The following is a 13,016-nucleotide window of genomic DNA, read 5'->3' as shown; positions in this document are numbered from 1 at the left end:
CCAAGAATGTATTACAATCCCGCTCTTAAGACTCACTTAATCCGAACGCCCTTCTTTCTATTTTCCTCTATTCTGTCTAGATTTTATCTCAAGTTCTGAGTAGATGCCCAAACTGTTCTGATATTCTTGATTCCAGTCTTTCACATCTGCGCAGAAGGCTCAAACGCCTCATCTGCTTGCAGGATGAAATTGCACGGCATATTGTTTTATGAGATTCTCTGGCTTTTAACTCAGTTTGTTTAGTGTTACCTATGCGGCTATAAAATCTTGCTTCGGACAGCTCAAGGAGCGACTCTGTGTGCAGGTATTCAGGGTATTTTGCCCATTCTGTTTTTGGAATTTTGACTTTAAGGTCAAGCAAGTATTTTCTACCTTTTTCATTAAGTTCTAATGCCTCTTCATCATATTGACTTTTTCCCTTAAATGCATATAAGTATGCCAAGGAATTTTCCAGGGATTCTATACAGTGGTCAATCTCAGTATAACCTTTAAGTCTTTTATACTTCGTATAAGCATTTCTAGCCAATGCTAAAACTTCTTCCCATTCATAAATGGGACCTTTATAACCCTTGGGTCTCTTTTTTTCTTTTCGATACTCATACCAAACAGAATAGGCGCTCAAAAACGCGCCATGATAAAAACGAGGGTCCTTAGGTCTATTGACCATATACTTAGATGCTATTTCTATGCTTTGCTTGTAATTTTCAAACCTTCTATAAGCCCAACAAGCAACATAATCGATTTCAATTTCATATGAATCCATCCTTTTCATATATTCCCTAGGTAGGTCAGCAAGGATGTTTTTTTGCTGTTTTACGTATCGCAATGTGTCATCCATAAGTGCTTGAGATTCAGTAGGATCAGCCTCAAGTATCAATGCTAAGATTGAATATATTAAAAGAGGCTCATGATAAACAGTTCTCCCTTTGCTGTCTGTTTTTCGAGCTTCCTTGACGTACGAAATGACCTCATCTTTTATATCCTTCCAATTTTTTCCCTCATCAAGAATCACCTTGACTATTGCATTTAAAAGGTCTTGAAATGGTTGCTTACTAAGATCATCTGGAAAACAAATTGGCAGAATTTGATTTTTTCCTTCTACAGGATCTAGTCCACCTTCTTGATACATCTCTGCTTTAGAAAAAAATTCAAGAATTTCTTGATAGCGGCTTAAAAAATGCATGATCTCGCCCTGATCGTGTTGTGCCCTTTTCTTGATTTGCTTTGTTTTTGCTCCTTTAAAAAACTCAATTAGCCTGGACGTCAGCGCTTTAGTGTCATTTCCAAAAAACCTCAAGCCCAGCATTTGATTATAAGCTGCCTGAAATTCATTTAAATCGTCTCCTGCTAGAACCCCCCAGTTCTCATAGTCTACTAGATATTTGTCAATTATGGCTCTGATATCTTTTGGCAAAAAATAATCGTTATAAGCATAACCATTCTCCGAAAGTGTCCTTTTGAGTGACTCAAGGCTATCTATAGTTTGATCAATTGCTATTTTCTTTCCTAGCTGCTTTATACTTAAGGTCAAGGCAAAAAGATGATTGGCGGATCTGTAATTGCAGCTTTTGCTCAAAACATAACTTTTGTTAAACAGACGCTCTGATTTTCTTTGAGTGGACAAATAGCAGAATCTTAGTTTCTCAAAACCAAGGTTGTTCAAAGCTTGGGTAATAACAATGGCATTAGAGTCGCGGATTGTGGCAAATCGTTTTTCTTTTGACTTTGCGACTTTATCAAATTGCTTATAAACATCTAATACAAGTTTATCTAAGTTCTTGACCCAGTCTTTATCTGTCCTTAATCGCTTGATGCTTTCTGTTACATCTGTCGAATCCATTTGTTCAAATTGAATATTGGATTGTGTAGCTAACCTGTAAAGAGCATTGTAGCCTTTATTCATTAGACCAATTTTAAATGATGCCAACCTGGGGTAATCATCATTTATCAATTGTTGAATATCTGTTTTCACATTGATCCCTGAAGTAATCTCTTCGATGTAGTTTAATATCTCTTGTTTTTTATCTAGACGCGATACGATTTCCTTCTTCAATTCCCATAACTCACTGTAGTATTCATCTATAATTACAGGGATAAAACAGTCGGGCCACCTAAAAAACAAATCATTAAGTGCGATTTGCTGGTACATCAAAGACTGGTGGGCCTTCTTGTCTGTAGAATTCAGGGAGTCTAGTCCCAAAGGATAACAAAAGTCTGTTATGTCAGCAGCATCCACCACAAAAATGACCTTGCCTCCTTTTTCAGTGAACCTTAAGTCTGCTATAATTTCATCTATATCTTGTGGTTCAAGACGCCCAAGCGAAACTCCCTTTATAGTATCAATCATTTCTCAGTATCATTAATGGGGTCAAACAGTAAATCCAAGTTGACTCTAGCCATCTCTTTTATTCTCGGTAAATACGTTTTTTGCAAAGCAGAAGCAGATACATTAAGCTCTTCTCGGGTCTTAACCCGATCATTTAAGGCAACGAGTTCGTAGTTTAACTCAAAGAGCGATATGTTAAAATTCTCCACGAGGGCTTCTACCTTAATGTCATCTTCGTAGTATTTCCAAAACAAACGCATTGTTTTAATCAAATCATCTTTTCCAATAGCTTGAACCAATTCGAGGTTAGTAAAAAAACCATAGTCAGTTTTCCATTCTGTATCTGGTTTAAGGCGAGCAACCTGATAGTTGAAATCAATTATTTCTGCTTCTTCAAATCCCAAGATCTCAGAAGCCAATGGGCTTACCACCTCTCTTTGTTTGTCGTAGAAAAGTTCATTAAGGATATCGATAAAAATACTTAAGGGGAGGTTGAGGAAGTAGGATATTATTTGTTCAGCCAAGTCATGTGGATGTCCAAATATTAGACTGTCAAAATTGTTAGAGTTACTTATAATGAACAGGTTTGAAAGAAAAGATTGAATATTTTTTTCAACCTCCTCTATACTCCTAACATTGGACAACTCCTTTTGTGGAAGTTTCTTTGAAATCTTTATGTTAGCATCAAAGTCAAAATATCTTCTTTTAAAGACTCCCACTCCAATTGAAGCAGGACTAATCAATGAAATATCTCTTAAAAAACGCCAACTAGCACTAAACTCAAAACCAATTGGATGTATCTCCTTTAGTAAAGGGGGGATTTGGCCGACTTTAGCTACCTTATATAGCCATAAAAGAAATATCTTGTAATCAATACTCTCTTTGACTCTTTTTGAGATGCTATTGAGTTTTTCCCAAAGTATATCCTCAGACAACAAACCTTTTTGCGACTTTACGAGTGAGAGAATAAGGCGGAATAGATTATGGTCATTGTTAAGCGTATCCAGATATATTTTCTGGGAAAACTTTTTCACATCTAATGAAGCAGCCGTTACTTCAATAGACTCTAAAATATCCACGATTTGAAGGCTCGAATCATTCTTGCAAATGGTCTGATGATACTCATATGAAAGATCTTGCTGATCAAGATCAATGTAAACAATACGTGTTTCACCATTCTTTATCCCTATGGGATAGTAGCTGTTCTCATTTATAATGTTGAGTTTGTAGTCTCCCGATTTGATATTAAGATCAATAACTTGACTTTGATCCAGTGGGAACTCTAGGCTTACATTGTCCTCTGAAGCTAATTCCAGGCTGATTTCTTTAGACCCAGAACTCTGATCGACTTGTGCCTGAAGCATTAATCGGAGAGAGCACTCGTTCTCAATTTCATTCGAAAAACTATTCAGCAGAAAAGCATTTTTTGAATATAGTTTTTCCTCTAGCGTTTCTGTCTGAGCGTACCGAAGGGCTCCTTCCCAATCCGATAGGTCTAGATCTTTTGAGAATGTATGTTTCCCCATTGTAAACGACACACAGTAAGCTCCTGGTTCTATGTCGGCTACTCCCTGCCCTCTTTGAGAATAAACTAGCTTGTCTGTTAAATCAAATATTGAAACAAGAATATTCTTATTGGATAATGGAAATTCTAGATTTATCATTCTTTTTAATTCTCGTAGAAATATCTTTTCAGCCTACTGCAGAACTTAACCCCTGTATGATCAATTCGAAAAACACCTGATTCCCACCTTCTATTCTTTAGGAATTTGAGTTTATAAATTAATCCCATAAGTTCTACTGTTTCTTCAGAATCAAGTATATCTATCTCTATATCTGCCTGTAGATTTAAATCGCCATTAACTATAACAACCTTGTCTACCTCCGTTTGGTATTCAGGCTTGATAGAAACTTTAAAAGGATAGGTCCTGTATTGGTGGTCTCTTGAAAAAAGAATACTGCCCTTGTCAATGAATTTTGGTGTTTGTGCTTCACCATAAAGAATTCTCATTTTTTCATCTACACCCACGTATAAGACTTCAGTTGACAATTCTTGAGAATGATCGAATTCGTCTAAGAACATCTCTAAAGCACGAGTGAAGCGGCCACGATGTCTTTTTAAGCTCTCATCGTAAAATTCAAGCGAAGCGGTGTTCTGACGAGTTCCTTTGGCTAAAAGCTTTTTCTTTAAATCAGCAATGTCCTCGTCTTCAAGAAATCGATTGGTTTTTAACGGAAAGTCTGAATGTCGGAAGTTGCCTAGCCGGTTGATTAGCCTACAGCAATCGACAATTACTACAATCTCTAAGAACCCCTTTGAATACTCGAAAAAATCAACAACCTCTTTAATTTTAATACTGGCAAAATTCTCATAGAAAAGATTAGCATCGCTAAAGACAATGAAGTCTTCATGTCCTTGGGAATAGCCGTGCCCTGCAAAATACAGGTACATTCTGCGGTAATTGACCTTTCCCCAGGCCATCGCATGTAACTTTCTGATAACGCGCTTAAATGCAGACATATCAGTGTTGGACACATCTGTAATCAAACTATGAATATCTACAGGGACTGGTCCTTTCTTGAGCCAATTAGAAATAGAATCAGCATCATGCACTGATCCTTGAAGGTTATCAATTTTTCCATCTTCATAGTTGTTCAAGCCTATGATTAGTGCTGCATCCCGAATCAATTTTCTATATCGTTCTTCTTAAACTTTAGTTTAATTGTAGTTCCAATGCCACCTTCAGCTGAGCCTATAAAAGAAATACCACCCTTTGCATTCATTGAAACCGACACCTCTACCTCACTCAAATCATATTGGTTAACTGATGATTTGACTTGAGACAGGACATCATTAAAAGATTCAGAAAATTTGGATAGGTTTTTTGAAACGACCTCTGCATCTATGATTTTTTGAACTCTCTTTTGGCTAGGGATGCTTGAGAATAAGCTTCTTTCTACTTGAACGGGTACTTCATCAAGTTCATCTGAAATGATCTCAATGGTGAAATGATCTCTCATGTAAGTTCTGATTTTTTGTAATCCATCATCTCCTTATTCAGTCATGTGACATAAGTATAAGGTTAATCATCCCGCCAATTTATTTAAAACTATAATTAACATAAATACCTACTTTTGGGTATTTTTCTATTTCTTGTTAATAGCAGGAAATTTGGTCTATCAGATTGATCTGCATGATTATTTGAACCAAAAACAATGAAATTCAGTGTCATATGGAGCCTTAGGCAAAGTGAGGTTATATACTGTAAGCACTAGCATTGGTTCCTTTATTTCCTATCAAGAAGTTTTGACTTTCCATTACTTTTCAAGCGAAGAGCCAATCAACCCTTCGGTACAAAGATGTAACAACCAATCATCTCCCCTTTAATGACCTACAACGACTGTCTATGGATGCAGGAGTTGCAGATTTAGATCAGGATGGCGATATGGATATCATAATCGCCAATGAGCACAGGCCTAATATCCTACTGATTAATGATGGCAACGGAAAATTCACCAACGAGAGCAAGCGTATTCCCCAGGTAAACCATGATAGTGAGGACATTGGCATTGCGGACTTTGATTTAGAAGGTGATCCTGACACCATCATCGTCAGTTAAGACGATCAGGTCAATGAACTGTATCTCAACAATGGTGATGGTACTTTCACAGATGCAGGCAGTCGAATTCCAGTTACTGGCACTTCTAACTCAGTCGTAATATTCGATATCAATCTTGACGGTGCACCTGATGTATTTATTGGCAACAATGTGCAGAACAATGTCCTCATCAATGATGGAAAGGTACAATTCAAGGATGAGACGATCGAGCGATTCGGAGAATATAATGATGTTACACAAGACCTCACTTTGGCCGATGTTGACAATGATGGAGATCAGGGCTTCTTGATAGGAAATAAAGGAACCAATCGAGTGCTGATCAATGATGGTAAAGGCTTTTTCAAGGACGAATCTGCCAAACGTCTATCTTATAGAAACAGTCCGAAAGAAACCCGAGAGGTAGATGTGGCTGATATTGATGGAGATGGTGATATGGATGTCCTTTATGGCAATGTTCAGGCTTTGTACGAGGAGCTGTTCGGCAGAACCGATTGCTCTTGAACGATGGAAAAGGCTTTTTCACCGATATCACTGAGACTCATCTACCCAATGATGATAACCGTTGCTTTCGTGTGGCCTTCCTGGATATTGACGATGACGGTAATGCAGATATCATGACCGGCAATACGAATGGTTCAAGATTTGGTGGCGAAACGCCATTTAATATATACCTCAATGACGGCAAGGGGAAGTTTAGTGATGCGACAGGGCCCTCCTTCCAGAAAGCATTAAAGGAAGAGGTTTCGATATTGATTTTGTAGACTTCAATGGCGATAGAATCAAGGATCTCTTCCTAAGCAACCGAGGTTCGCAAGACTTCTTGCTTTTTGGCCTTAAATAAGCTAACATCATCTAAGGTCAAATAAAACTGAACTCAAGAAGAGAACATTCTGCCACTCATAGAACCTACGTTCGCTGAGTTCAGGGTTTTTCCTAAATTCAGGTTCAACCTAAAACTAGTCTGATGAAGCAATTGACCTTCCTCCTTTCCTTTCTATTGATTTTCACAGTTAATTATGAGCTAAGGGCTCAAAGTCATAATCCAGTAGACCCTTCATTTTACCAAAGCTATCAATGGCGAAACATCGGTCCACAAAGAGGTGGTCGTTCGCTGGGAGCTTCAGGAAGCCCAGGTAGACCTGATGAATACTACTTTGGCGCTACAGGCGGGGGCTTATGGAAAACTACCGATGGTGGAAACAACTGGTTTCCAGTAACAGATGGTCAAATTACATCTTCGAGTATTGGTGCTGTAGCTGTTGCAGAAACCAACCCAGACATTGTCTATATCGGTGGTGGAGAAACTCAATTAAGAGGCAGTATCACTCAAGGTGACGGGGTTTATAAAACCACAGATGGCGGTAAAACCTGGAGACATCTGGGGCTCAAAGAAACGCAAGCTATTTCAAGAATCAGGGTCCATCCTACCAACCCTAACATCGTCTATGTAGCGGCTTTAGGGCACGTTTATGGCGACAATGAAGAAAGAGGTGTATTCCGCTCAAAGGATGGCGGAAATACCTGGCAAAAAGTATTGTATGTGGATGATAAAACTGGTGCTGCTGATCTTATCATCGATCGTAATAATCCAGAGGTTATATATGCTACTACCTGGCAGGTATATCGTAAAGCCTGGAAAATGTGGGGCGGTGGCCCCGGTTGTGGATTATGGAAGTCATTGGATGGTGGTGATACCTGGGTCGAGTTAACAGCAAACCCTGGTATGCCCGAAGGACCCATTGGTAAAATTGGTGTAACCGTATCTCCTGTTGATCCAAACCGTGTTTGGGCAGTAGTAGAAGCGAATGAAGGTGGTATTTTTCGCTCGGATGATGCTGGTTGGACTTGGGAGCGTGTCAATTCGGAACGCAAACTGAGACAAAGAGCCTTTTACTATTCTCGACTGGTAGCTGATCCTTTTGACAAAGATGTGGTCTATGGCTTGAACGTAGGCTTCTGGAAATCTACTGACGGTGGAAAGACATTTGATATAAGAATCAGACCTCCCCATGGTGACCATCACGACCTGTGGATTGACCCCAATGACCCTATGCGTATGATTTCGGCCAATGATGGTGGTGGAACTGTCAGTATCAATGGTGGCCAATCTTGGACCGATCAAAATTATATAACAACGCAATTTTACCATGTGATGACTACTAGTGATGTGCCGTATCATGTCGCTGGAGCGCAGCAGGATAATAGCACATTGGCTATGCCGAGTGAAGGCTGGGGGCATATGATGGCCCGTGGTATGGGAGCCTCTTGGGCATATGCTGTTGGTGGTGGAGAAAGTGGTTGGATTACACAAAGTCCAACAAATCCTGATGTATTCTATGCTGGTAGTCAGGGAGCACTTTTGACTAGGTATAATAGAAAGACAGGTCAGCGCAGGGATATACAGGTGTATCCACGCTTCTTTTCCGGGGAACCGTCAAGCGCATTACCAGAAAGATGGCAATGGACCTTCCCTATTATGTTCTCTCCTCTTGATGCCAATACAATGTATACCGTATCTCAGCATGTCTGGAAAACCACAAATGATGGCCAGAGCTGGGAAAAGATCAGTCCAGACCTCACATACGCAGACCCTGAGACTTTAGGACCTACTGGTGGTATCATAACAAAAGATATGAATGGGCCGGAGATCTACGCTACCGTATTTGCCTTAGCTCCCTCCAATCATGATGCGAATACGATTTGGGCAGGTTCTGATGATGGAAAGATTCATATCACCAGAAATGGAGGCAAAAGATGGACAGACATCACACCCAAAGACTTGCCTAAATATTCACGAATCAGCATCATTGATGAAAGCAAATTCAATCCTGGTACGTTATACCTTGCTGCTAACCGATATCAGGTAGACGATCGTGAACCTTATGTATTCAAAACCACGGATTACGGTAAAACCTGGGCAAAGATCATTGATGGCATTGAACCGGGACATTTTGCAAGAGCCATTCGTGAAGATTTACAAAAGCCAGGTCTATTGTATTTGGCAACAGAACATGGAGTCTATGTGTCTTTCAATGATGGGGCTAAATGGCAAAGTCTTCAGTTAAACTTACCTGACACACCCATTCGAGACCTAGTATTAAGGAATGATGATGTGGTCTTAGGTTCTCATGGGCGTGGCTTCTGGATTTTAGATGACATCCGCCCTTTTAGAGAGGCTGTCGAAATCAATCAAACCAACGAGGTAACACTGTTCAAGCCAGCTAACCCGATTCGTGGTATTTATAATGCTGCCATACAGTATTACCTGCCAGAGCAGACTGATTCCGTAACTATTGAGATACTTGATGATCAAGGTAATCTAATTCAATCCTATACCGGAAGAGAAGCACGAAGTAGAGGAAATGTCCCTACCACGTCCAAAGGTTTGAATTCTTTCAACTGGAATTTAAGGTACCCTGGCGCCACTACTTTTGAAGGCATGATTATTTGGAGTGCCCGACCACAAAGAGGTCCTATGGCTCCTATTGGTGAATATCAGGTGAGATTAAAGGCTAATGGAAAAACTCATAACTCAGAGTTTAGCATCGAAATGAATCCAAATTTGGAGGGCATAACCCCTGCAGATATTCAAGAGCAATTTGATCTCAGTAAACAGATTATGGCGAAAACTTCTGAAGCCAATGAGGCCGTTATTTTAATACGTAAGATCAGATCGCAAGCAGATAAATTATCGAGTCTGGATGATGCTCAATTGCAAAACGATCTGATGGCACTCATGGACAAGCTCAGCGTAATTGAATTGGATTTGTATCAGGTTCAAAACCAAAGCCCACAAGATCCTTTGAACTTCCCGATTAAACTGAATAATAGATTGGCTTCTTTAAGGAGAAGTGTGGAAAATGGCCAAGCCAAGCCTACTGATGGAGCTTATGTAGTTTTCGAGGAGTTATCAAAAGAACTGAAAGGTCATCTGGAAAAACTTGACGAGATACTGTCAAGCGATCTCGCAGCCATTAACACTAAACTAAAGACCAAGAATGTCAGAGAGATTAAAACTAAATAAGTGAGTTGATCATCATAAAAAAGCCCTTCTGAGATAGAAGGGCTTTTTTATTGATAATGGTTAATCCTGGTGCTGGCTTTCTGCTTGCTTTAATTCTTTATGATATTTCTTCATTCGAGACAGCGCAAGACTGTCAATACTTATCATACACAAGAGCATAGCAATTAATGTCATGCTGATCGCCCGCCAAATGGGTTTGTCAATAAAGACAATTAACAGTGCAGCAACGACTACAATCAGCGGTAAAACTTTCATGGCAATATTTTTGTACTCCCACATTGTCTTTTCTGTTCGTGCAATCTCTGCTTTTATGAAGGCCGAGGGGTTTACATTGTATTCAGTTTCAAAGTCGGAAAGCCTCTTCTTATTAGACATAGTAAAACTGATTCCGGCCATCAAGAGTAAACTTCCAGCGACTAGCGTAGGGTAAATAAACGCTCTGGCTACCTCGGTTTTTCCTAATTGCCAAAATCCAATGGTTGCAAGAATAAAGAGCACTCCAAAAAGAATAAAGAAGACAGATGAAAAAACCTCATCTTTCGCCCATTGCGTGGATGTTTTCAATATTTCCATGACATTCTTTTAGCGTACTTTTCCTTCGAGACCAAGACTCATTCATCCATCATTTTCTGAAGAGCGATTAATCGCTTCCTTACCATTATAAACAAGTCTTGTAGACCAAGGAATTGGGTTTCTTAAAGCAAAATGTGCCATACAGCCATTCTCTGCTTCGTTAAGAAGGTCTTTGATGTTTTCCTCTGGCTCAGGGCTATCAATGATTACGTGGGTTTCGACCATATCACATCGACCATTAGTCATATAGCCATGCTCCCGCATATGACCAAGGTTAGTAGCGAAAACGATACGTTGCTCCAACTTAAGGCTATCTACTTGAATCTTTCTAGCTGTAAGGATATCCGTTAGATGAGTCATTAGGCAGAACCCAATACCTGCAGAAAAGAAGGCCAATGGTGGTGGAGCTGTATCCTCTCCTACAGGTGGCTGCTCATCACAATACAGTTTCACAGGACTAAAGCCTGGAATATTGACAGAAACAACACCAGTTTTGCTTTGCATGTTACCAGCTTCTGCGCTCAAATTAACTTCAAAACGATAGGGTTCTGGATGACGCGCCTTAGCGAATTTGGTGGATTCATATTGTGTTTTAGCAGGCTGTTCTGAACTCAACTCACCTACATGATAAAATTTCTTCTCTGACATGTTGCTACTGTTTTATGCTCGCAAATATCCATGCTCCATTCTTCTAATCCAAGACAAGAATTAAAGAGTGTGATTGTTCAAAATCCATATGGATTGCCTCTCACACAGAGCTTCATGATTTATCACTATATTCATTAGTAGATTAAATAACACACCAAACCAGAACACACATGAAACAGTCAATACCATTCTATATGGTCTTTGCCCTTATAGCTAGTTTGCTTATAGCATGCTCAGGAAAATCAGATGTATCATATAAGACCGAAGAGACCGGTGCCAATCGAAACTTCCTGAGTCTTTCAGACATTCATTTCAATCCTTACTATGATACCACCCTACTTAAGCAATTGATAGCCAATCCAGCAAACAAATGGGAATCTATATTCGAAACATCCAAAGTGACAGGTTTTGGATACTATGGATGGCAAACGGATTGGACAAAGATAGATACCAACTGGAACCTATTTAAGAGCTCTCTAGATGAAATTGTAGCAGTGAATCCGAACCCAGACTTTATCACGATTAATGGAGATTTTCTTGGGCATGAGTTTGAACAAGTATTTGTTAAATATTATAAAAGTGATGAGGTGGCCATGCGTGATTTTATCACCAAGACAATTGATTTTGTCAGTAGCCAGATAGAAAAAAGGTTTCCTGGCACCCCAATATTTCCTACGCTGGGTAATAATGATGCATTTTGTGGAGACTATGAGATAAGAGATTCTGGGTCGTTTTTATCGCGCACAGCACCTATTTTCGCTCGTAACCTAAAAGGGCTCATTGATACTCAGGAATTCAATGAGAGTTACAAGAAAGGCGGCTATTACATTGCTGAAAATCCAAACAACCCGCGTCATAAGGTCATCTCACTTAATACGGTTATGATGTCAGGTAAATACCTTGATGCAAAAAACAATGTTTGCCAGTCTTTGCCTTCAAAGTCAGTGATTGATGGGTATGTGCAGGATATGTTCGCTTGGTTGGATAAGAACCTTTCGGAAGCTAAATCCAATGGTGATAAGGTTTGGCTCATGTATCACATTCCACCGGGAATTAATGCCTATAGCAGTATTGATGCAACACCAGCCTATTACTATCAAGAGCAGTACAACCAACAGTATTTAGCGATGGTAGACAAGTATTCAGATGTGATCATAGCCCAACTCGGGGGTCATACCCATATGGACAATTTTATTGTAATCAATGGCAGCACAACTCCTAATTCCTTTGTCCACATCTCTCCCGCTATAACACCAGTTTATGAAAATAATCCTGGCTTTCTGGAATATACGTACACCCCTTCCTCAGGAGAACTAATCGACTACAATGTGCATGGTTTTGATGATGTACAAGCTTCGACTAAACCTAACTGGAGTAAGGAATACACCTTTTCGACTACTTATAATCAAGACAAACTCAGCCCAGCCAACTTGAAGTCCGTTTATACGAGCTTCACTACGGATGCTGCAGCCAAAAAGCACTATATCGACTATTACGTGGTTGAAGACACTGCTCAGACCATCAAAGAGGCTGATTGGAATTACTACTACTGCGCTTTTGGTAATCAAACAGCAGAGACCTACAGTAGCTGCTTGGCTAGATTAGGGCAATAACCATGAATTGACCTTAAGCTGATATTGGTGGGCTTTATTGAATGAAGGCTCTTGTGATCGCCATCACAAATACATTCATATGACTTGTATTGTTTTATTCTAAATATGCGGTTGCATCGTAACTAGGCTCCCTAAATCAGCGGCTCGATTTAGACGCTGTCTTTTTAGCATATTTGGCCTGATCTATCATCATCTTTTTTAACAAAGTTGAT

General features: G+C 39.6%; 11 protein-coding genes and 1 pseudogene. 6 read left to right on the top strand and 6 right to left on the bottom strand.

Annotated features, from left to right (window positions below; translation table 11 throughout):
• Positions 1-88: 88 nt before the first annotated feature.
• From J4E76_RS02475 to J4E76_RS02460, 4 genes are all read right to left on the bottom strand, one after another.
• The gene (locus J4E76_RS02475; RefSeq protein WP_208501013.1) at positions 89-2,053 is read right to left on the bottom strand and encodes a hypothetical protein; all 1,965 of its coding nucleotides are present in this window, start codon (positions 2,051-2,053) and stop codon (positions 89-91) included.
• Positions 2,054-2,343: 290 nt separating this feature from the next.
• Positions 2,344-3,990 carry a hypothetical protein gene (locus J4E76_RS02470; protein WP_208501012.1) on the bottom strand — a complete coding sequence of 549 codons (1,647 nt, stop codon included), beginning with the start codon at positions 3,988-3,990 and terminating at the stop codon, positions 2,344-2,346.
• Between the two features lie 5 nt (positions 3,991-3,995).
• Positions 3,996-5,015 carry a caspase family protein gene (locus J4E76_RS02465; protein ID WP_255552010.1) on the bottom strand — a complete coding sequence of 340 codons (1,020 nt, stop codon included), beginning with the start codon at positions 5,013-5,015 and terminating at the stop codon, positions 3,996-3,998.
• Positions 5,012-5,347, bottom strand: coding sequence for a hypothetical protein (locus tag J4E76_RS02460; RefSeq protein WP_208501010.1), 336 nt, complete (start codon positions 5,345-5,347; stop codon positions 5,012-5,014). The genes J4E76_RS02465 and J4E76_RS02460 overlap by 4 nt, the downstream gene beginning before the upstream one ends.
• A gap of 386 nt (positions 5,348-5,733) precedes the next feature.
• Between J4E76_RS02460 and J4E76_RS02455 the strand changes: the two genes are divergently transcribed.
• The 5 genes and pseudogenes from J4E76_RS02455 (at position 5,734) to J4E76_RS02440 (ending at position 9,970) form a co-directional block, all read left to right on the top strand.
• Positions 5,734-5,946, top strand: coding sequence for a VCBS repeat-containing protein (locus tag J4E76_RS02455; protein ID WP_208501008.1), 213 nt, complete (start codon positions 5,734-5,736; stop codon positions 5,944-5,946).
• A gap of 15 nt (positions 5,947-5,961) precedes the next feature.
• Positions 5,962-6,210 (top strand): annotated as a pseudogene (locus tag J4E76_RS21080) (FG-GAP repeat domain-containing protein); the annotation flags it as partial.
• Positions 6,196-6,447: a VCBS repeat-containing protein gene (locus J4E76_RS21075; RefSeq protein WP_304621692.1), complete on the top strand. Its 252-nt coding sequence runs from the start codon at positions 6,196-6,198 to the stop codon at positions 6,445-6,447. The pseudogene J4E76_RS21080 and the gene J4E76_RS21075, both read left to right, overlap by 15 nt.
• Complete coding sequence (locus J4E76_RS02445) at positions 6,444-6,707, top strand: VCBS repeat-containing protein (protein ID WP_208501004.1); 264 nt, start codon at positions 6,444-6,446, stop codon at positions 6,705-6,707. The genes J4E76_RS21075 and J4E76_RS02445 overlap by 4 nt, the downstream gene beginning before the upstream one ends.
• A gap of 203 nt (positions 6,708-6,910) precedes the next feature.
• Positions 6,911-9,970, top strand: coding sequence for a glycosyl hydrolase (locus J4E76_RS02440; protein WP_208501002.1), 3,060 nt, complete (start codon positions 6,911-6,913; stop codon positions 9,968-9,970).
• A 60-nt stretch (positions 9,971-10,030) separates the two neighbouring features.
• Here the strand turns inward: J4E76_RS02440 and J4E76_RS02435 are convergent, their stop codons facing one another.
• Positions 10,031-10,543 (bottom strand): hypothetical protein, encoded by a 513-nt coding sequence (locus J4E76_RS02435; RefSeq protein ID WP_208501001.1) that lies wholly within the window; start codon positions 10,541-10,543, stop codon positions 10,031-10,033.
• A gap of 42 nt (positions 10,544-10,585) precedes the next feature.
• Positions 10,586-11,191 carry an OsmC family protein gene (locus tag J4E76_RS02430; protein WP_208500999.1) on the bottom strand — a complete coding sequence of 202 codons (606 nt, stop codon included), beginning with the start codon at positions 11,189-11,191 and terminating at the stop codon, positions 10,586-10,588.
• Between the two features lie 170 nt (positions 11,192-11,361).
• Between J4E76_RS02430 and J4E76_RS02425 the strand changes: the two genes are divergently transcribed.
• On the top strand, positions 11,362-12,804 hold the full coding sequence (locus J4E76_RS02425; RefSeq protein WP_208500997.1) for a metallophosphoesterase: 1,443 nt from the start codon (positions 11,362-11,364) through the stop codon (positions 12,802-12,804).
• Positions 12,805-13,016: the final 212 nt, after the last annotated feature.

The sequence above is a fragment of the Roseivirga sp. E12 genome (genome assembly GCF_017592825.1).
In the GTDB taxonomy this organism is placed as follows: domain Bacteria; phylum Bacteroidota; class Bacteroidia; order Cytophagales; family Cyclobacteriaceae; genus Roseivirga.
The sequence above is the reverse complement of the archived record's forward strand: the minus strand, read 5'-3'. Positions and strand labels throughout refer to the sequence as shown.